Raw genomic sequence first — 18,305 nt, forward strand, 5'->3', positions numbered from 1 at the left:
ATGCTCGATTTCCCGCGCTGGAAAGTCATTTCCATCTCTCTGTTGCTGGCCTTTGGCGTGCTGATGTCCATACCCAGCCTGATTGGCGAGAGCGGTCAAAAATATTGGCCGAGCTTTTTACCGAATGAAACCATCAATCTGGGGCTCGATCTGCAGGGCGGCAGTCATATCCTGCTCGAGGCGGATCCGGCTGATGTCGCGACCATGCGGCTCGAAACGATGGAAGAATCGGTGCGCGCGGAAATGCGCCGCGCCAATCCGCGGATCGGCATTGGCGATATTTCCCGCAAAAACGGCGTGTTGAGCTTCATGGTGCGCGACAGCACCCAGGTTGATGCCGCGCGCGAAGTAATCCTGCCGCTTACCAGCGGCGCCGGCCTTACCGGCCAGCGCGACTGGGATATCGAAGTGCGCGACGATACGCGCTTTGTTTTGACTCCGACCGCAGCGGGCCTGGAAAATGCCGTCGAAAATGCCATGGAAACGGCAACCGATGTTATCCGCCGCCGTATCGATGAAATGGGTACGCGCGAGCCGACTATTTTGCGGCAGGGCGACAACCGGATCGTGGTGCAGGTTCCTGGTCTGGATGACCCCGAAGCGCTGAAGGCTTTGCTCGGGCAGACCGCGAAGCTGGAATTCAAACTGGTCGATTTCGAAGCCGATCCCAATGCCGTAGCCGCAGGCCGGGCACCGGTCGGCAGCCAGATTTTCCCTTATCCCGACAATCCGGCCGGATTGCCGAATATTGCGGTCAAGCGCCTCGGCGGGATCAGCGGTGACAAGCTGACCGATGCCGGGCAGGGCTTTGACCAGCAAACCAACGCAGCAGTGGTCAATATCACCTTCGACAGCGAAGGTGGTTCGAAATTTGCCCGTCTGACCCAGAACAACGTCGGTCGGCCATTCGCGATCATTCTTGATGGGCAGGTGCTTTCGGCTCCCAATATCAATGAGCCGATCCTCGGTGGCTCGGCTCAGATTTCCGGTAATTTCTCGGTAGAAAGCGCCAACCAGCTGGCGATCGCCTTGCGCTCCGGTGCATTGCCGGTGGAACTGAAAATCGTCGAGGAACGCACCGTCGGTCCCGATCTTGGCAAGGATTCGATCGACAAGGGCATGATTGCCGCGATCATCGCTACCGTTGCCGTGCTGACTTTCATGGTTGTCACATACGGACGCTTCGGCATGTACGCCAATATTGCGCTGGCCCTGAACCTGTTCATCATTGTCGGGGTCATGGCGATGTTTAACGCCACGCTGACGCTGCCAGGGATCGCGGGCTTTGTTCTGACTGTCGGCTCTGCCGTCGATGCCAATGTGCTGATCAACGAGCGAATACGCGAAGAGCGCAGGCGAGGGCGAAGGGTCATTCAGGCGATTGAGGTCGGTTACAAGGAAGCATCAAGGGCGATCATGGACGCCAATGTAACCAATATCATCGCCGGTGTGCTGCTGTTCATGTTCGGCTCCGGACCGGTCAAAGGCTTCGCGGTCGTGCTGATGATCGGCATCGCATCATCCGTCTTTACCGCCGTGGTCGTAACCCGGATGTTTGTAGCGCTCTGGGCAAGAAGAGCCCGTCCGCAGGAGTTGGTGATATGAGACTGATCAAACTTGTTCCCGACGATACCAACATCAGCTTTCTGAAATGGCGCAATATTGCCATGGCTTTCAGCATATTGACGATCATCGCGTCAATCGGGCTGGTTGCTGCCAAGGGTCTGAATTTTGGTGTTGATTTTATCGGTGGCCAGATGATTCAGGCGACCTTTACCGAAACCGAAACGGCGCCGATTTCCGAGTTGCGCGACAGTATTGGCGGGCTCGGCTATGGCGAAGCAACGATCCAGCGATTTGGCGATGCCAACGAAGTGTCGATCCGGATGCGGCTGCCGACCGAAGCGGAGTCGCGACCCGAAGCGGCCAATGAAATGACCGAAAAGATCGTTTCAACGATCAGGACCGATCATCCCGATGTCCGCATCGACGGTGTGGAGTCGGTGTCCGGCAAGGTCTCGTCGGAACTGTTCGAAACCGGTGCCTATTCGCTGCTGTTCGCGATGATCGCGATTTCCATCTATATCTGGATCCGTTTCGAGTGGCAGTTCGGTGTCGGTGCCCTGTTCGCGCTGGTGCACGACGTCGCGCTGACATTCGGGCTGTTCGCGCTGACCCAGATGGAGTTCAATCTCAATATCGTCGCGGCTTTGCTGACCATCATCGGCTATTCACTCAATGACACGATCGTCGTGTTCGACCGTATTCGCGAGAATCTGAAGAAATATCGCAAGATGGATATCATCGCCTTGCTCGACCTCTCGGTGAACGAGACTCTGGCGCGGACGGTGATGACCAGCTTGACCATGTTGATCGCGCTGGGTGCCCTGATCCTCTGGGGTCCGGATGTGATTTTCGGTTTCTCCGTAGCGATGTTCTTCGGCGTATTTGTCGGAACCTATAGTTCGGTCTACATGGCGGCTCCGATCCTGATCTGGCTCAAGGTCGGCCCGGACACATTTGTCCCCGCCGAATCCGACAACCAGAGTGCGGAGAAGGTCGGCGGGCCGGAGCAGATTGGCTGACCCTTGGTAGAATTACGCAAGGATGTCGAGTTTGCGGGTCCGGTCATTACCGGCTTCACCGCCAGTGGCTTCAAGAGCGGCGACCAGCGGTTCGAACAGGGCCTGCTGATTTCGCCTGAACAGGTAATTGCCTGGGACGGATTGGCTGTCGACAGCCTCGATCTTGGTGCGATATTGTCGGGCCTGAACCTGTCTCCCAGGCCGGAATTCCTTCTGCTCGGCAGCGGGCCTTCGATGCAGCAGCCACCAGCGGCTTTCCGGCGGGAAGTGGAAGCGGCCGGCATGGGTCTGGAAGTCATGGACAGCCGCGCTGCGGCGCGGACATGGGGCGTGCTAAGGGCAGAAGAACGCTGGATTATCGGCGCCTTTCTGCCGCTAGCCTAACGCTTTTTGGCGGCCTGCTGCAATATTGCCAGCAGCTGATCGCCATTATTCTGCCAGCTGAACTTGCTGACCGATGATCGCACCGTTTCCTGTGTTGGTGGTTCTGAGAGGATGGCCTGCGCTGCCTCAACTATCGCTTCGACAGTCGAGTCAACGATCCGCCCTGCATCTGTGCTGCTCACCAATTCCCGTGCGCCACCAGCCCCGCTGATAATCACCGGCGTGCCACAGGAGAGGGCCTCGACCCAGGCATTGGCCAGGCCTTCGGATTTCGACACGAGAATGGCGATATCGGCCGCGGCAGTCAGCTGTGGAAGTTGATGATGCGGTACGCTGCCGAGAAAACGGACGCGACCGGCCACGCCAAGTTGATCAGCGAGAGCACGGTAAGTCTGTTCTTCCTCACCCGATCCGGCGATCAGCAACTCGGCGTCAGGTATATGGGCCAGGGCGCGGATCACCAGATCCTGGTTCTTGCGCTTGATCAGCGCGCCGGTGGTGATGAACAGCGGTCCGCTGACACCCAGTGCCTGCTTTGCCGCTGTCCGATCGACAGGTACAAACTTCTCCTGATCCAGCCCGGTATAATGAACCGAAATCTTGCTTCCATCCATTCCAAGCTCGAGCATGTCCTGCTTCAGCGCTTCGGACACCGCCAGCAAGGCGCTGGCCTTCTCCGCTGCCATAAGGATCTGGGAGAGGCATTTCGGATCAACGCCCCAATGATGGATGTCCGCGCCACGCGCCTTGATCGTGAAGGGGATACCGAGCGCAGCGGCCAGCGCCATCGCAGCCGGCCCATCGGGATAGAAAAACTCGGCGTCGATGACGTCGAACGGCGATGCTTCGTGCAGTTCTTTCACCAGGGGCAGGATTGCATCAGCGATCCGGCGCGGATTGCCGGCACCACCGATCTTCGGGATCAGCCTGAACCGGGGCCGGTGCACATCGAGGTCGCGCCACTCTTCATGTTCGGCCAGCGTTTTCAGCTCCCGATATTGCGCCAGCTTGCTCAATGGCCATGGCGGTATCCCGACGGGACTAATGACCGTTACGCTGGTTTCGGGGCGGCTTGCCAGTTGGCCGGTCTGCCGCTCGACGAATATGCCGAAATTGGGCGCTGAAGCATTGGGGAATAATGTCGACAAGGTCAGGATGTGCAGCGGCTTGGTCATGGCAGTTGTCCTGGCATCGGGTCCCTAAAGCTCCCTTACCAGTCGCACCGCGACGCCGATCCACTCGGGGTCGCTGACAATCTTTTGCCGCGCGCCGCTGCCGAGCGGGAGTATCTGCAGCTTGTTGTCATCGCGCCCGATCAGGCGACCAAATAGATAGCGTCCGGCGGGGCGAGGGACCAGCACGTCACGGTTGAGCGCGCCGCTAAATTGGTCTGCAGTACGCCGTGACAGCCAGACATCGTCTCCCGCGCGATAGTCGCCGATGCTGCTTTTGACTCGCAGCGCAACCATGGCGGGTTCGATGGCGGGTTGATAAATATGCTCGACCTTGGCCAGCGCATGAGCGCCCTTGTGGTCGAGTATCGCGGCCACCGGCAGTTCTTCCCGATCGGGCAAAGACAACAGCGCGGCGCTGTCCACGCCCAGAGCGTCGGCAATCCGGTTCAGCCAGTCCAGCGACAAGGTCCGCGTGCCGGTCTCAAGCCGCCCGATGGTTTGCGCGGTTGTCGGCGGTTCGCACCGCCCGGCAACATCGTCCAGCGTCAATCCCTTGGCCTTGCGTACCTCTCTGATGCGGCTGATCATTTACTATCTCCAAACCTATATGGTTTTATTCTTTCCTACATCATTGCCAAAATGGCAAGAGTATACTCGTGCCAATACGGAGATAAGATGTCGAACAATACAACCAAAGCAGATAATTCTCTACCCGACCCACGTTGGCTGGCCGAACGGGCATTGCCGCAGGACGGGGAAGAGCGCAGAGAAAGCGTACCAAAGCGCAGGCGAGCGCGGAGCGTTACAGTCAATCTGGCGGAATCGCCATTGGGCTGGCTCCACGCAAGAGGCCATTTGACCGACCGTCAATTTGACGCTGGAGAAAAGCTGCGGGCCGACTGGGAAAGAGCCAATCTGGCACCCAGCGTTACGATGCGCTGGGATGCAGCGTCGGTTGCTGGCGGAAAGCGTGCGGCACCGTTGATCTTGAACGAGACCGAAGCGCAACTTGCTGCCAGGCTGCGCTTCGATCAGGCCATCGACCATCTGGGCAGCGACCTGTCCGACATTGCCTGGCGGATTATCTGCGGCGGAGAGGGAGCGCCGGTCGCGGAGAAGAATCTTGGTTGGCCCGCGCGTTCGGGAAAGCTGGTGCTGAAGATTGCACTGGACCGGTTGGCGAATTTCTATCGTCTGCCGGGTTGATCAGTTGTCGGCCAGCCGCTCGACTTCTTCCGCCAGTTCCAGCCAGCGCATTTCGGCTTCGTCTTTCTCGTCGATCAAGGCGCTATTCTCTTTGCTCAGCGCATCAAAGCGCGGGAAATCGCGCGTATAGAGATCGGGATCCGCGAGCGCCTGTTCGATCTCTCCCATACGCTGGTCGATCGCTTCGATCCGCTCCGGCAAAAGGTCATAATCGCGCTGGTCCTTGTAGCTCAATTTCTTGACCGGGCTTGCGGTTCGGGTGGGTGCCTTGTTGGCAGGCTGCGTCGATTTTGCTGGCACTTTCTGGCCCGGTTCGCCCTGTTTGCGCCTGGCTTCCCATTCGGCATAGCCACCGGCAACAATATCGACCGTGCCGCTGCCATCGAGCCCGAGAGTCACCGTCACCGTACGATCAAGAAAATCGCGATCATGGCTGACCAGCAGCACGGTGCCTTCATAGTCGGCGATCACTTCCTGCAGGAGATCAAGCGTCTCGAGGTCGAGATCGTTGGTAGGCTCATCAAGCACCAGCAGATTGGACATCCGTGCAAATTCCCGCGCAAGCAGCAGCCGGGACTGTTCGCCGCCCGAAAGCGTGCCGACCTTGGCGTCGATCAGCGACGGCGCGAACAGGAATTCCTTCAGATAGCCCTGCACATGTTTCTTCTCGCCGCGTACATCAATCCAGTCGCTGCCATCGGCGAGCACATCGCGGACAGATTTATTGCCTTCGAGCAGGCTTCGCTGCTGGTCGATGAACACACCGTTGAGCGTTTTGGCCAGAGTTACTTTGCCTGTATCCGGTTCCAACTCGCCGGTCAGCATCTTCAGCAACGTGGTTTTGCCAGCGCCATTGGCGCCAACAATGCCGATCCGGTCACCGCGCTGGATGCGCAGCGAAAAGTCGCGGATGATCTGGCGCTGATTCTCGCCTTCGCCAAAGGACTTGGAGATATGCTCGGCGGTGATTACCGATTTTGTCCGGCTGTCGTCATTCTGGATCTTGAGATTGGCGGTGCCCGCGGGGCCGATCATCGCCGCCCGCGCTGCCCGCATTTGCCACAATTTCTCAAGTCGGCCCTGATTCCGCTTGCGCCGGGCGGTGACACCGCGTTCCAGCCAGCGCGCTTCGAGCTTCAGCTTGGCGTCAATTTTGCTGGCAGCCTGTGCTTCGTCCGCATGGATTTTCTCCATCCAGGCGTCATAGCCGCCAAAACCGACTTCCTGCCGCCGCAGCGCGCCACGATCCAGCCAGATCGTCTGTTTGGTAAGCCGGGTCAGGAAGGTTCTATCGTGCGATATGGTGATGAAGGCGCCTTTATAGCGGCCGAGCCAGTCTTCCAGCCAGTCAATCGCTCCAAGATCAAGATGGTTTGTCGGCTCGTCGAGCAGTAGAAGATCGGGGTCGGAGGCCAGCGCCCGGCAAATCGCCGCGCGGCGTTTCTCGCCACCGCTGGCTTTTGCCGCACTTTTGGAAAGGTCGGTGCCGAGTTGATCGGCAATGGCTTCTACCTCGTGGAGGGGAGGGCCTTGCTCGCCCGATATCGCAAAGTCGCGCAAGGTTTCAAACGGCGTAAAATCGGGCTCCTGTTCGAGATAGACGATATTGGTGCCAGGCTGGATCATCCGCTGGCCCTTGTCCGCTTCAATCTGGTCGGCAATCAGGCGCAGCAGCGTCGTTTTGCCGGCACCGTTACGGCCAATCAGGGCAAGCCGGTCGCGCGGCCCGACGTGCAGATCGAGATTTTCAAACAGCCAGCCTTCTCCTTGATGGAGCGACAGATTCTCATATGCGAAGATTGGGGGTTGAGCCATGGTTCTCGCGCGTTAGGGCCAAGCGGCCTCCGGCTCAAGCCTTCTCTTTTAACAAAGGCCATTGACCTGCCGGGCCATATCGGATTGTTAGGGATGCACATGGCATTCTGGGGATAGGTAAGCGATTTGGAAACAGTCTATCTGAACGGGGCATATGTCCCCAAGTCCTCCGCCAAAATCTCTGTATTTGACCGGGGGTTGCTATTTTCCGACGCGGTTTATGAAGTGATTTCGGTCATTGATGGCAGTTTGATTGATATGGAGCGCCATATCTCCCGTCTGGAGCGATCGCTCGGTGAACTTTCGATCAACGCTTTTGCCGATTGGTCCGCCATAGCGGCCAATCTGGTGGCTGAAAATGATTTGCACGAAGGGCTTATATATCTTCAGGTGTCGCGCGGCGTGATGGACGAGCGCGAATATCGCTGGCCGGCACCGGATACGGCCCCGACAATATTTGCCTTTGCGCAAGAGCGTGTGCTGATCGAAAATCCTTTGGCTGATCGGGGCATGACGATCATCACCCGGCCGGATCTGCGCTGGCAGAGATGCGATATCAAGACCACGCAGCTGCTTTATGCTTCGCTGATGAAAATGGAGGCGGTCGCAGCCGGAGTCGACGATGTCTGGATGACGCAAGGCGAGATGATAACCGAAGGCACGTCCCAGAATGCGCATATCATCAGTCAGGACGGCGTCCTTATTTCGCATCAGCTCGACCGCCGCATCTTGCCCGGCGTCACCCGGGTCGAAATGCTCGAACAGGCAAAATTCATGGAACTATCGGTCGAGGAACGCGCTTTCTCGATTGACGAAGCCAAAAACGCGGCTGAAGCCTTTGTGACATCGTCAACCTTGCTGATCATGCCGGTCATCGAGATTGACGGCCACAGGATTGGCGACGGACAGCCGGGTGAACGAACCAGAAAAATCCGGCAAAACTATTTAGCTGCCGTTCAGAGAGCATCGTCTATAAAGAATTGAATTTATGGAGATTAATATGAAATATTCGATTTTACTGGCTGGAGCAGCCCTGATATTTACCCCGATGAACATCGCGCAAGCCGCGAATGTCGAGATCGTTGCCCAGAATCCGGTCATTGAACTCAGCGTATCGGAACAGGTGGACAGCGCGCCGGACACGGCTACTTTCAGCACCGGCGTCGAAACCAGGGCAAAAACCGCCACGGAGGCGCTGCGCCAGAACTCGGTGCAGGCGCGCGCGGTGATCGACCGGCTCAAATCGCTCGGTATTGCCGAGAAGGATATCCAGACCACCGGCATCAATCTTCGGGCGGATTATGACTATGATCAGGAAAGCCGCGAGAACCGTTTTGTCGGCTATGTTGTGTCCAATCAGGTTTCAGCGACGGTGAATGACATATCAAACCTCGGCAAGATTCTCGATGCGATCGTCAGCAGCGGTGCAACCAATTTGAACGGCCCGTCTTTCTCGATCAGCGACGACAGCAAGCTGAAGGATGTGGCGCGCGAGCGGGCGCTCGCCAATGGCAAGGCGCGGGCAATGAGCTATGCGCGCTCCGAAGGATATAGTGGCGTTCGGGTTCTGTCGATCAGCGAAGGCATGTCGCACCAGTCCGAGGCACCCATGATGCGGATGGAGGCTTCGGCTTCCTCGTCGGCGCCACCTCCGGTTGCTCCGGGACAGGTTGGCACGGTCGTTTCGCTCAACATTACCTATGAGATGACACGCTAGCTCGGGGACAGAGTCCAAAGCCTGACGGTCTGTAGCCTGAACCCGCCATTCACCTCTTGTTAAAACCGCCGAGCCTAGAAAGGGAACCATGTTGAAGAAATTCGCCTTTTTGCCCTTTCTAGCGCTCGGCTTGCCGATAGTTGCGCCGCAGATTGCTGCGGCCATGGATCGCCGTGGCGAGCAGAATGAAGCGCGCTCTCAGATGATGGCGGGCAAGGTGAAGTCGATCCGCTCGATTGAAAACCGGGTTTTGCCAAGAATGTCGGACAGCGAATATATCGGCCCCGAATTTGATCCTGGCGCCCAGGTTTACAGGCTGAAATTCATCCGCGATGGCCGCGTGATATTTGTTGACGTCGATGGCCGGACCGGTGCGATCTTGCGTCAGACCCGCTAAGCCGGATCCGCCATTTCCCGATTTTCTGAATCCCGCAATTTCTTATATCATTGTGCGTTCATGGGATGGTGATATAGGCTATCCCACAGAATTAAGCATTATTTCGGAGGACAAGCATGCGCGTCTTGATCGTTGAAGACGAACCCACGCTGGGGCAACAGCTCAAATCGACATTGGAGGCCAATGGCTATGCCATCGACCTGTCGACGGACGGCGAGGACGGCCATTTCATGGGTTCGACCGAAGATTATGACGCGGTCATCCTTGATCTCGGATTGCCCGAAATTGACGGTCTGACCGTGCTCGATCGCTGGCGCAAGGAAGAGCGCAACTTTCCCGTGCTGGTGCTGACCGCCCGCGACAGCTGGTCCGACAAGGTTGCCGGACTGGATGCCGGTGCCGACGATTATCTGGCAAAGCCATTCCAGACCGAAGAGTTGATCGCCCGCCTGCGCGCGCTCATCCGCCGCGCTTCGGGCAATGCCTCGTCCGAACTCACCGCCGGTGCCGTGCGTCTCGATACCCGCTCGGGGAAGGTCACGCTCGACGGCAGCCCGGTCAAGCTGACGGCGCAGGAATATAAATTGCTCTCCTACCTGATGCACCACAAGGGCAAGGTGGTGTCCCGGACGGAATTGATCGAGCATATTTACGATCAGGATTTCGACCGCGATTCCAACACCATCGAAGTATTTGTGACCCGCATCCGCAAAAAACTGGGTGCGGAAGTTATCTCGACGATCCGGGGGCTTGGCTATAGTCTAGAGGATCCCGAAGCCTGAATGAACCAGTCCAGATAGACAATCCGGTCGATGAAAAGGCTCCGCCAACCCATGCTCGGCTAGGTACGCAGACCACCGGCTCTCTGGGCCGGCGGATGATCGGGATTGCTGCGGCGTGGATTGTCATCCTGCTGTTCGTTGGCGGGTTTGCGCTGGATCGAGTGCTCAATGATGCGGTAACCCGCAATTTCGACAATCAACTGGAATATGTACTGACGGCCATGATCGCCTCGGCCGAAATCGGCCCCGATGGCGAGGTTTTCCTGAACCGGCCGTTGGGAGACCAGCGCTTTCTCGAACCCAATAGCGGCCTCTACTGGCAGATCAGCGGCAAGGGGCATGATGATTTTCCGTCCCGTTCCTTATGGGATCGTACGCTGGAATCGAATATCAGCCATGATGATCGGGAAACCCATATCTACGACAGCAAGCAGTTTGTGGATGAGCCGCTGCGGGTGCTCGAACGCACGATAATATTGCCGGACTCCAACACAAAATGGCTGTTTCAAGTAGCGCAAAGCCGCGATGGCCTCGATGCGCAGATCGCCAATATCCGCTCGATACTGGTCAACAGTTTCCTGATTCTCGCGCTTGGCCTGATCGGCATGGCGGCGCTACAGACACTTTACGGCCTGTGGCCGCTTCGCAAGATCCGCATTGCCATCGCGGCCATGCGGACGGGCCAGCAGCGCAGAGTGGTCGAACCGATGCCGAACGAAGTCACCCCGATGGTCGATGAATTGAACGCCCTGCTCGATCATAATGAGAAACAGGCAGAGGAAGCGCGGCGGCATGCCGGCAATCTGGCCCACGCGCTGAAAACGCCACTCACCGTGATCATGAACAGTGCCACCGCCAAGGCGGATGATCTTGCCGATACGGTGATTCGCGAAGCCGGTGTCATGCGGCGTCAGGTTGACCATCATCTTGCCCGCGCACGGGCGGTGGGCAGGCGCGGCCATGCCCATAGCCGGGCGAGGGTATGGCAGAGCCTGCAAGCGGTCGAACGCGCGGTCGGGCGACTCTATCCGCACGTCCGGATCGACATTGATGGCGACAAGGATGCCGTTGCTTCGGTCGAGCGTCAGGATCTTGATGAAATGATCGGCAATCTGGTTGAAAATGCCGCCAAATATGGCGGTGGCAGCGTGTTTGTCACCGTCGAAAGCGATGATCAATTTGTCGAGCTACAGATTGAGGACGATGGCCGTGGTATTCCCGAAGAGGAACGTCAGCGGATATTCGATCGCGGCGTCCGTCTCGACAGCGGCAAGCCGGGCACCGGTCTTGGTCTCGCCATCGTCCGCGATGTCGCGGAAATCTATGATGGCTCGGTAGCGCTGGAAGAGAGCGAGGATCTTGGCGGTCTGCTGGTGCGGTTGCGCTTGCCCCGGTCGGAAGGAACCGATTCTTAGTCGGTCTCTTCCCGAATCCGCTCGTGGTGCCGAATCACTTCATCAATGATGAAGCGCAGAAATTTTTCCGAAAATTCAGGATCGAGATTGGCATCGCTGGCCAGTTGGCGCAGCCGCGCGATTTGTTCCCGTTCACGCGCGCCGTCGGCCGGTGGCAGGCTGTTCTTGGCCTTATATTCGCCAACCGCCTGGGTTACCTTGAATCGCTCGGCCAGCATGAAAACCAGCGCTGCATCGATATTGTTGATGCTTTCACGATATTGTTTCAGCTTTTCATCCATAGTTCGCCGCCCGATTTTCGCCCGTCTGATATTTCATCCCACTTCTGCAGGACGCAACCCTATCAGGCCTTATTTCACTTGCCTTATCCCTAGTGACTTGCCACATCCGGTGCAACATGTCAGCAACGGTCCATCATCTCGGGCGGGACACCGCGCCTTCACTAGAACCCATCATGTCGCTGGTCGCCAGCGACATGAATCAGGTCAACAGCGTGATATTGGACCGGATGCAATCGGAAATCCCCCTCATTCCGGAGCTCGCGGGGCATCTTATTGCCGGTGGTGGCAAGCGGATGCGTCCGATGCTCACCCTGGCGGCGGCAAAGCTGATCGGCTATCCGGGTGATCGCCATTACAAGCTGGCAGCGGCGGTTGAATTTATCCATACCGCAACCCTGCTGCATGATGATGTTGTCGACGGTTCCGACATGCGACGCGGAAAAACCGCAGCGAATCTCATATTTGGCAATCCGGCGACCGTGCTCGTCGGAGACTTTCTGTTCAGCCGGTCATTCGAGCTGATGGTCGAGGACGGCTCGCTGAAAGTATTGAAAATATTGTCCAATGCTTCTGCTGTGATAGCCGAAGGGGAAGTCAATCAATTGACCGCGCAGCGCAAGATCGAAACCAGTGAAGACCGTTATCTTGATATCATCGGCGCCAAAACAGCAGCCCTGTTCGCTGCGGCGAGCCGGATATCCGCCGTGGTGGCGGAATGCGATGATGAAATCGAACTGGCTCTGGACAGCTATGGTCGTAATCTCGGCATAGCCTTTCAGCTGGTTGATGACGCGATTGACTATTCATCCGATCGCGAGACCATGGGCAAGGATGCCGGCGATGATTTCCGCGAGGGCAAAGTAACCCTGCCGGTGATTCTGGCCTATGCCCGCGGCAGCGAGGAAGACCGGAAATTCTGGAAAGATGCGATTATCGGGCATAAATCCTCGGATGAAGATCTGGCCCGGGCAACAGATTTGATTCGCTCGACCGGCGCGATGGATGATACGATGTCGAGGGCTCGGCACTATGGCCAACGGTCAATCGATGCGCTGGGAATTTTTGCATCCGGAAAAGCGAAAGAAGCGATGACCGAAGCGGTTGAATTTGCTATTTCCCGCGCTTATTGAGCCGGTTCAAGACAGGAACAGAAAATGGCCGCACGAATTTATCAAATCCCCAGAAATGCCATGCAGTCGGGCAGGGCGCTGACCGACAAATGGGTGCTCGAATTTGAACCGGCAGAGCCGCGCAAACCCGATCCCCTGACCGGTTGGGCCGGGTCCGGCGATACCCAGCGGCAGGTAGAGCTGACCTTTGATTCCTGCGAAGCGGCAAAAGCCTATGCTGACAAACATGCAATTGCCTACGCGGTGATTCCAACCCCGCACAAGACGCTGAAAATCCAGGCTTACGCGGACAATTTTCGCTAGCTATATCACTGCTCTCGCAGCGGGACGATGAGGGCTCATTCAAACCAGTTGCAGAAACATCAGCAGCTTGACGTCGATACCGGTGCCTTGCTGACGCTTTTCTTCTAGAAAGTGGGTCATTTCGCTCAACGGAACGCGGTGAACGGTGATATTCTCTCCATCCACGCCCCCGCCTTCGCTGACTTTGGTCAGTCCACTGGCCTTGAACAGTGAAAAGCTCTCCGACACCATTCCCGGTGAGGAATAATATTCACCGAAGTCCTCCATGGTTTCCGCGCGATAACCGGTTTCTTCTTCCAGTTCGCGGATAGCCGCGATGGCCCCATCCTCATCGGCATGGGCATCATGGTCTCCAACCAGCCCCGCCGGCAGCTCGATACAATATTTTCCCAGTGGCACGCGATATTGCTCGACCAGAAGTACATGGCCTTCATCAACCGCGAGAATGACCGCAGCCTTGATGCCGCGGCTGCGCGAGACATATTCCCACTTGCCTTCGCGCTTGGCCGTGATGAAATGACCTTCCCACATGATCTCGATATTTTCGGACATTCCTACCCCGTTCGTGCTGAGCCTGTTGAAGCTCGACCTGCCGCAAAAATCATCCGCCGACAAGCTCAGGGCGTATGGGATGTCACAGTTCGATCAGCCGGTCGGGCAGTTCGTTGGGATTCTGGTCGGTCTTGGGGAAATGTTCGGCCAGAACAATGCCCATCTGGCGGACGGCTTCGGCCATGCCTTCACCGGGAGTGCCAGCGCGCACCAGATCGATCATGCCGACCATCGCTTCTCCCCAGACCGCAGGTTCAACTTTCGCCACAATGGCTTCGTCAGCCACAATTTCGGCCCGGTGTTCGCGCATAGACAGATAGAGCAAGATACCGGTCCGGCCGACCGTGCGATGATCCGTGGACACCCGGAACAGGGATATCGCCCGTTTGCGCACCCGCGCTTTCTTGATGGGTGGCGGGATAAGCAGGAATAGCAAGGGCTTCCAGATCAGTATCAAGCGCGTGCCGAAAAATTTCAGCGCTGCGAATATGAAAAGAGTCCAGTAGGGCAGGGCAGTGATGCCGCTCCAGCCGCCGGCCAGCCAGTCAATGATGCCAAGATAGATTTCCGGGAACAGGCTGATGACCAACAACGCGGTCAGCGCCACCAGTCCCGATATTGCCCAGGCGACATCGCCATAATGATCGGATTCGCCGGTGACGATGGTGACAATTTCGCCGTCGGTCGATTGCTCGGCCTGCGAGACTGCGGACGTAACGATCTTGTGATCGTTCGGGGTGAATTGATTGACCTTAGCCATTACCAGCCCCCCGATGCGCCGCCGCCGCCGAAGCTGCCGCCGCCCCCGCCAAAGCCGCCGCCACCAAATCCGCCGCCAAAACCGGAGCTGCTGCCGCCGCCGAATCCGGATCCGCCACCCCAGATCACGACCGGACCGGCGCCATGACGATAGCGTTTGCCGCCGCGGTTCGAGAACATCGGGATGATGACAAAGAAGATCAGAACGAAGATCCAGAAGACCATCAGGCCGATATTTCCGCCATCGCCTTTGCTGGCTTGCTGGCTAGCCTGCTGCGCAACCTCAAGAGCTTCTTCCTCTGGCAGGGCCAGTTGGGTCGATATCCGGTCTACGCCTGCAATAATCCCTGCTGCCATATCGCCATTACGGAACTGGGGAAGGATATCATTCTGGATGATGATGCTCGACAGAGCGTCGGTCATGATGCCCTCCAGGCCATAGCCGACTTCGACCCGAACCTTGCGTTCATTCGGCGCGACCAGCAGGATCAGGCCATTGTCCTTTTCCGTCTCGCCTTCACCATCCTGTCCGATGCCCCATGTCCGGCCAAGCTGATAGCCATAGTCGGCGATATCATAGCCTTCGAGACTGTTGACCGTCGCAACAACCAGCTGGCGATTGGACTGGTTTTCCAGAGCCTCCAGCCGGGCTGTGAGTTCTGCTTCCTGCGCAGGATCAAGCAAATCCGCCTGATCGACGACGCGGCCCGTGAGTTCCGGAAAGCTTTGGGCCAAAGCCGGGCTGGCGATCGCCAAAAAGGCGACCGCCAAGCCTGAAAGGACCGTTTTCAACGGTATGAAGGATCGAAGTGCAATCACCCTTAAAAGCTGACTTCAGGTGCTTCGTCGGCGCCTTCGGTTGTGGCAGCAAATGGCTCCATCGGTTCGGCACCATGGATGATCTTGGCACCGATAATGTCCGGGAACGTCCGGATGGTGGTGTTATATTCGCGGACCGCCTCATTATAATCGCGTCGCGCGACATTGATGCGGTTTTCCGTGCCTTCCAGCTGGCTTTGCAGAGCCAGGAAATTCTGATTGGATTTCAGATCGGGATAGGCTTCGACCGTTGCCATCAGGCGCCCGAGCCCTTGCGAGAGTGCACCTTGTGCCGCAGCAAATTCCTGAACCTTCGCGGCATCGCCGAGGTCATCAGCGCTCAGTTGGATCGAGGTTGCTTTAGCCCGGGCTTCGACCACAGCGGTCAGCGTGTCCTGCTCCTGCGTAGCAAAGCCTTTGACGGTCTCGACGAGATTGGGAATCAGGTCGGCGCGGCGCTGATAGGTGCTTTCGACATCGGCCCATTTGGCTTTCGCATTTTCTTCTGCCGTCGGCACGCTGTTGATTCCGCAGGCGCTCAGCGACAAGGCCACGGCCGGAACCACCAGAAATTTGATCAATTTATTCAGCATGTTTGAAATCCCTCCATCCACACGGCAATAGGCCGTACCACTTTGTAAAAATAGGTATCAATGGTCGCGTTTGCAACGACTTCCCTCGACAATTTCGGATTTTTCACACATTTACACGCCTTTAGAAATGGGAAGGGAATATATATGTTAAACGAGTTTAAGGCGTTCATCCTGAAGGGCAATGTGCTCGATCTGGCTGTTGCCGTCATTATCGGAGCCGCTTTTGCAACCATAACCACATCTTTGACCGAAGACGTGATCATGCCGATTGTTAGCGCCTTGATTGGCGCTCCCGATTTCTCGGGCATGTTCATCCTGCTCGGTTCGCCACCTGCCGACTATGCCGGTGCGATGACCGATTATGCGGCGCTCAAGGAAGCCGGCGTGCCGATGCTCGGCTGGGGCCAGTTCCTGACCGTGGTGATCAATTTCATCATTCTGGCGTTCATCATCTTCATGATCGTTCGCTATGCCAACAAGGTGATGAAGAAAGCCGAAGAGGAAGCGGCAGATCCGGGGCCAAGCGAAATTGACCTGCTGATCGAAATCCGGGACAGCCTGAAGAAGTAAAATTCGGGATCGCCAATATCGCCCCTTTTGCCGCCCGGTTTATGGAATATAAAACAGGCACCGCGAAGGGGGCGATTTTTATGTCCAAACTCTGTTATTTTTTCGTAATTTTTTTCGTAAAACCGGTGCTATCATCCGCGAAAATGAATAATAAGAAAATTATAACAATAGCTTAGTAACAACCTTCATTTTTTGAGATACATTCGGATTTTTCGATCCTATAGGCTCGCTCGGCTGGATTGATTCTCAGCCGATTTGAACGACGATATGGGGACTAATTATTATGCGTAAATTCGCTGTTTTGGCTGCATCCGCAGCTGTATTCGCTTTGTCTGCTTGCAATGCTCCAGCTGAAGATGCTGTTGTAACCGACGAAGTTGCTACCGAAGAAGTTGCACCTGCTGAAGACGCAATGGTTGCTGAAGAAGTTGCTCCTGCAACTGCTGAAGTTGCTCCTGCAGACGAAGCTGCTGTACCTGCTGAAGAAGCTGTTGCTGAGTAAGCTTTAAATATCTGGAATTCCCTTTTGGGGAACTAGAGAAGGGTCAACCGGGAAACTGGTTGGCCCTTTTTTTAATATTTTTTATCCTCTCGGGAACCAATTCAATCCCGACTGGTTAAGTCGACGAGGGGCTTTTTTTCTGCTCCTTCAAATATACGAGGGACTATTATGCGTAAATTGATGATTTTGACCGCTACTACCGCTGCTCTGGCACTGAGTGCTTGCGCTCAGGAAGACACCAGTGGTGCGGAAACCGAAACCGAACTCCAGGCTCAGGAAGCTGAGATGGAAGCCGATCGTTTGGACGATGCTGCTGATGCCGCTCCGACCGAAGCCGGCGAAGAAATGATGGAAGACAAGGCTGCGGCAATGGAAGACAAGGCTGATGCCCTGGAAGACAAAGCCGATGCTGAAGAAGGCGTTCTCGCCCAGTAATCACGAATTCCCTTTGGGGAACTAGAGGAGGGTCAACCGGGAGACCGGTTGGCCCTTTTTCTTGTCTGTGCACTGTTCATTCAGAAATATATCCCTATATAGGACCTGTCTGTTTCGACGGACTATGGTGATAAATGATGACGTGTAATAGACACTACGGACCCGGGGGCAGTACCCGGCGGCTCCACCAATTCAGGCGATTTGCAGCGATGCAGGACGCCTTTGCTGATGGGGCCGAACCAGGATCGACGGGTGTTCAAAGGCGTTATTTTTGCCCGGCCTGAGTATGCCGTGATTGCTCAAAACCTATAAGTGCAAACGATAATGAAGCACTCGCTATCGCTGCCTAACCCATTGACCTCACGGTCATAAGTTAGAAAGCTACGCGCGGTTGAACCCACCGGGCAACAGAAGGGAATTCAGCGGTTTGGAAGGCACCGGGCAACAGAAGCCTTCCACTTCATTCAAATAGACCGCAAAATTTGACAATATGCGCCTGTGATCGGCCGGTCGGATGGGTGCGTCATTGCGCATATGTGCCGATGGAAGCGCCGGTTCAATATTCGGAACTGTAAATCCGGTTGAGGTCGACGGCCTCGATCATCTTGGCGCCGGCCATGAACACCGCGCCCGTCGCAGCCAGAAACAGCATTTTCCCGCCCCATCCCGGATATTCAACCAGATAAAGCTGGCCACGCTGGACCGCACCAGTGGCAAGGGCATAGGTGATGAGGAAAGCCTCGAACTTGGTCTTGATCACAAACAGCCGTTTGAATTTCTTCCACATGTACGGAGCCTAGCAAGCCCTGTGCCAAGCGCAGAAAACCGGCAATCCCTTCAAAAAAACATGGTAAATTGTAAGTTAACCCGACAGTCGGAAACAGC

General features: G+C 56.5%; 23 protein-coding genes and 1 other RNA gene. 15 read left to right on the plus strand and 9 right to left on the minus strand.

Annotated features, from left to right (window positions below):
• From secD to AZE99_RS04860, 3 genes are read left to right on the plus strand one after another with little or no spacing between them, the layout of a single operon-like run.
• Nucleotides 1–1,605 (plus strand): protein translocase subunit SecD, encoded by a 1,605-nt coding sequence (secD, locus tag AZE99_RS04850; protein WP_067198529.1) that lies wholly within the window; start codon nt 1–3, stop codon nt 1,603–1,605.
• A complete protein-coding gene (gene secF / locus AZE99_RS04855) occupies nt 1,602–2,585 on the plus strand; it encodes a protein translocase subunit SecF (protein WP_067198531.1) in 984 nt (327 codons plus the stop codon). Before secD ends, secF begins: the two co-directional genes overlap by 4 nt.
• 3 nt (nt 2,586–2,588) lie before the next feature.
• Nucleotides 2,589–2,969, plus strand: coding sequence for an Mth938-like domain-containing protein (locus tag AZE99_RS04860; protein WP_082788242.1), 381 nt, complete (start codon nt 2,589–2,591; stop codon nt 2,967–2,969).
• On the opposite strand, the gene AZE99_RS04865 is transcribed toward AZE99_RS04860, so the two are convergent.
• Both AZE99_RS04865 and AZE99_RS04870 read right to left on the minus strand, forming a co-directional pair.
• Nucleotides 2,966–4,144 (minus strand): glycosyltransferase, encoded by a 1,179-nt coding sequence (locus AZE99_RS04865; RefSeq protein WP_067198533.1) that lies wholly within the window; start codon nt 4,142–4,144, stop codon nt 2,966–2,968. The two genes, AZE99_RS04860 and AZE99_RS04865, sit on opposite strands and share 4 nt — an antisense overlap.
• Before the next feature lie 24 nt (nt 4,145–4,168).
• Nucleotides 4,169–4,732, minus strand: a complete 564-nt coding sequence (locus AZE99_RS04870) for a helix-turn-helix domain-containing protein (protein ID WP_067198534.1) — start codon at nt 4,730–4,732, stop codon at nt 4,169–4,171.
• A gap of 87 nt (nt 4,733–4,819) precedes the next feature.
• Here AZE99_RS04870 and AZE99_RS04875 point away from each other — a divergent pair, with 87 nt between their 5' ends.
• Nucleotides 4,820–5,350: a DUF6456 domain-containing protein gene (locus AZE99_RS04875; RefSeq protein ID WP_067198535.1), complete on the plus strand. Its 531-nt coding sequence runs from the start codon at nt 4,820–4,822 to the stop codon at nt 5,348–5,350.
• Here AZE99_RS04875 and AZE99_RS04880 read toward each other — a convergent pair whose 3' ends face one another.
• Complete coding sequence (locus AZE99_RS04880; RefSeq protein WP_067198537.1) at nt 5,351–7,165, minus strand: ABC-F family ATP-binding cassette domain-containing protein; 1,815 nt, start codon at nt 7,163–7,165, stop codon at nt 5,351–5,353.
• Nucleotides 7,166–7,291: 126 nt separating this feature from the next.
• Here AZE99_RS04880 and AZE99_RS04885 point away from each other — a divergent pair, with 126 nt between their 5' ends.
• The 5 genes from AZE99_RS04885 (at nt 7,292) to AZE99_RS04905 (ending at nt 11,476) form a co-directional block, all read left to right on the plus strand.
• Entirely contained in the window at nt 7,292–8,149 is an 858-nt protein-coding gene (locus tag AZE99_RS04885; RefSeq protein ID WP_197460253.1) for an aminotransferase class IV, read from the plus strand.
• A gap of 16 nt (nt 8,150–8,165) precedes the next feature.
• Entirely contained in the window at nt 8,166–8,882 is a 717-nt protein-coding gene (locus AZE99_RS04890; RefSeq protein WP_067198539.1) for an SIMPL domain-containing protein, read from the plus strand.
• Nucleotides 8,883–8,970: 88 nt separating this feature from the next.
• Nucleotides 8,971–9,279: a PepSY domain-containing protein gene (locus AZE99_RS04895; protein ID WP_067198541.1), complete on the plus strand. Its 309-nt coding sequence runs from the start codon at nt 8,971–8,973 to the stop codon at nt 9,277–9,279.
• A gap of 116 nt (nt 9,280–9,395) precedes the next feature.
• Entirely contained in the window at nt 9,396–10,061 is a 666-nt protein-coding gene (locus AZE99_RS04900) for a response regulator transcription factor (RefSeq protein WP_067198543.1), read from the plus strand.
• A gap of 95 nt (nt 10,062–10,156) precedes the next feature.
• Nucleotides 10,157–11,476, plus strand: a complete 1,320-nt coding sequence (locus AZE99_RS04905; RefSeq protein WP_067198545.1) for a sensor histidine kinase — start codon at nt 10,157–10,159, stop codon at nt 11,474–11,476.
• On the opposite strand, the gene AZE99_RS04910 is transcribed toward AZE99_RS04905, so the two are convergent.
• Nucleotides 11,473–11,757, minus strand: coding sequence for a chorismate mutase (locus AZE99_RS04910; protein WP_067198546.1), 285 nt, complete (start codon nt 11,755–11,757; stop codon nt 11,473–11,475). The two genes, AZE99_RS04905 and AZE99_RS04910, sit on opposite strands and share 4 nt — an antisense overlap.
• Before the next feature lie 116 nt (nt 11,758–11,873).
• Here AZE99_RS04910 and AZE99_RS04915 point away from each other — a divergent pair, with 116 nt between their 5' ends.
• Complete coding sequence (locus AZE99_RS04915) at nt 11,874–12,887, plus strand: polyprenyl synthetase family protein (protein ID WP_067198548.1); 1,014 nt, start codon at nt 11,874–11,876, stop codon at nt 12,885–12,887.
• A gap of 24 nt (nt 12,888–12,911) precedes the next feature.
• Nucleotides 12,912–13,190, plus strand: coding sequence for an ETC complex I subunit (locus AZE99_RS04920; protein WP_067198550.1), 279 nt, complete (start codon nt 12,912–12,914; stop codon nt 13,188–13,190).
• A 39-nt stretch (nt 13,191–13,229) separates the two neighbouring features.
• On the opposite strand, the gene AZE99_RS04925 is transcribed toward AZE99_RS04920, so the two are convergent.
• From AZE99_RS04925 to AZE99_RS04940, 4 genes are all read right to left on the minus strand, one after another.
• Entirely contained in the window at nt 13,230–13,742 is a 513-nt protein-coding gene (locus tag AZE99_RS04925) for an NUDIX hydrolase (RefSeq protein WP_067198551.1), read from the minus strand.
• An 82-nt stretch (nt 13,743–13,824) separates the two neighbouring features.
• Nucleotides 13,825–14,502 (minus strand): TPM domain-containing protein, encoded by a 678-nt coding sequence (locus AZE99_RS04930; protein ID WP_067198553.1) that lies wholly within the window; start codon nt 14,500–14,502, stop codon nt 13,825–13,827.
• Nucleotides 14,502–15,257, minus strand: a complete 756-nt coding sequence (locus AZE99_RS04935; RefSeq protein ID WP_231862689.1) for a TPM domain-containing protein — start codon at nt 15,255–15,257, stop codon at nt 14,502–14,504. Before AZE99_RS04935 ends, AZE99_RS04930 begins: the two co-directional genes overlap by 1 nt.
• A 65-nt stretch (nt 15,258–15,322) precedes the next feature.
• Complete coding sequence (locus AZE99_RS04940; RefSeq protein WP_067198556.1) at nt 15,323–15,913, minus strand: LemA family protein; 591 nt, start codon at nt 15,911–15,913, stop codon at nt 15,323–15,325.
• A 144-nt stretch (nt 15,914–16,057) separates the two neighbouring features.
• Here AZE99_RS04940 and mscL point away from each other — a divergent pair, with 144 nt between their 5' ends.
• The 4 genes from mscL to ssrA all read left to right on the plus strand — a co-directional run bounded on the left by mscL (nt 16,058) and on the right by ssrA (nt 17,842).
• Nucleotides 16,058–16,483 (plus strand): large conductance mechanosensitive channel protein MscL, encoded by a 426-nt coding sequence (gene mscL, locus AZE99_RS04945; protein ID WP_197460254.1) that lies wholly within the window; start codon nt 16,058–16,060, stop codon nt 16,481–16,483.
• Nucleotides 16,484–16,766: 283 nt separating this feature from the next.
• A complete protein-coding gene (locus tag AZE99_RS16255) occupies nt 16,767–16,985 on the plus strand; it encodes a hypothetical protein (protein ID WP_197460255.1) in 219 nt (72 codons plus the stop codon).
• Between the two features lie 168 nt (nt 16,986–17,153).
• The gene (locus AZE99_RS04950) at nt 17,154–17,420 is read left to right on the plus strand and encodes a hypothetical protein (protein WP_067198558.1); all 267 of its coding nucleotides are present in this window, start codon (nt 17,154–17,156) and stop codon (nt 17,418–17,420) included.
• Nucleotides 17,421–17,489: 69 nt separating this feature from the next.
• Nucleotides 17,490–17,842: a transfer-messenger RNA gene (gene ssrA, locus AZE99_RS04955) on the plus strand.
• Nucleotides 17,843–17,976: 134 nt separating this feature from the next.
• Here the strand turns inward: ssrA and AZE99_RS04960 are convergent.
• A complete protein-coding gene (locus AZE99_RS04960) occupies nt 17,977–18,207 on the minus strand; it encodes a hypothetical protein (protein WP_067198559.1) in 231 nt (76 codons plus the stop codon).
• Nucleotides 18,208–18,305 lie beyond the last annotated feature (98 nt).

Origin of the sequence: Sphingorhabdus sp. M41 (genome assembly GCF_001586275.1) — a bacterium.
Lineage (GTDB): Bacteria > Pseudomonadota > Alphaproteobacteria > Sphingomonadales > Sphingomonadaceae > Parasphingorhabdus.

Bases quoted from the DNA above. Each gene is read 5' to 3' on its own strand.
- secD (WP_067198529.1), top strand. From the start codon at position 1: ATGCTCGATTTCCCGCGCTGGAAAGTCATTTCCATCTCTCTGTTGCTG.
- secF (WP_067198531.1), top strand. From the start codon at position 1,602: ATGAGACTGATCAAACTTGTTCCCGACGATACCAACATCAGCTTTCTG.
- AZE99_RS04865 (WP_067198533.1), bottom strand. From the start codon at position 4,144: ATGACCAAGCCGCTGCACATCCTGACCTTGTCGACATTATTCCCCAAT.
- AZE99_RS04870 (WP_067198534.1), bottom strand. From the start codon at position 4,732: ATGATCAGCCGCATCAGAGAGGTACGCAAGGCCAAGGGATTGACGCTG.
- AZE99_RS04875 (WP_067198535.1), top strand. From the start codon at position 4,820: ATGTCGAACAATACAACCAAAGCAGATAATTCTCTACCCGACCCACGT.
- AZE99_RS04880 (WP_067198537.1), bottom strand. From the start codon at position 7,165: ATGGCTCAACCCCCAATCTTCGCATATGAGAATCTGTCGCTCCATCAA.
- AZE99_RS04890 (WP_067198539.1), top strand. From the start codon at position 8,166: ATGAAATATTCGATTTTACTGGCTGGAGCAGCCCTGATATTTACCCCG.
- AZE99_RS04895 (WP_067198541.1), top strand. From the start codon at position 8,971: ATGTTGAAGAAATTCGCCTTTTTGCCCTTTCTAGCGCTCGGCTTGCCG.
- AZE99_RS04900 (WP_067198543.1), top strand. From the start codon at position 9,396: ATGCGCGTCTTGATCGTTGAAGACGAACCCACGCTGGGGCAACAGCTC.
- AZE99_RS04905 (WP_067198545.1), top strand. From the start codon at position 10,157: ATGATCGGGATTGCTGCGGCGTGGATTGTCATCCTGCTGTTCGTTGGC.
- AZE99_RS04910 (WP_067198546.1), bottom strand. From the start codon at position 11,757: ATGGATGAAAAGCTGAAACAATATCGTGAAAGCATCAACAATATCGAT.
- AZE99_RS04915 (WP_067198548.1), top strand. From the start codon at position 11,874: ATGTCAGCAACGGTCCATCATCTCGGGCGGGACACCGCGCCTTCACTA.
- AZE99_RS04920 (WP_067198550.1), top strand. From the start codon at position 12,912: ATGGCCGCACGAATTTATCAAATCCCCAGAAATGCCATGCAGTCGGGC.
- AZE99_RS04925 (WP_067198551.1), bottom strand. From the start codon at position 13,742: ATGTCCGAAAATATCGAGATCATGTGGGAAGGTCATTTCATCACGGCC.
- AZE99_RS04930 (WP_067198553.1), bottom strand. From the start codon at position 14,502: ATGGCTAAGGTCAATCAATTCACCCCGAACGATCACAAGATCGTTACG.
- AZE99_RS04940 (WP_067198556.1), bottom strand. From the start codon at position 15,913: ATGCTGAATAAATTGATCAAATTTCTGGTGGTTCCGGCCGTGGCCTTG.
- mscL (WP_197460254.1), top strand. From the start codon at position 16,058: ATGTTAAACGAGTTTAAGGCGTTCATCCTGAAGGGCAATGTGCTCGAT.
- AZE99_RS16255 (WP_197460255.1), top strand. From the start codon at position 16,767: ATGCGTAAATTCGCTGTTTTGGCTGCATCCGCAGCTGTATTCGCTTTG.
- AZE99_RS04950 (WP_067198558.1), top strand. From the start codon at position 17,154: ATGCGTAAATTGATGATTTTGACCGCTACTACCGCTGCTCTGGCACTG.
- AZE99_RS04960 (WP_067198559.1), bottom strand. From the start codon at position 18,207: ATGTGGAAGAAATTCAAACGGCTGTTTGTGATCAAGACCAAGTTCGAG.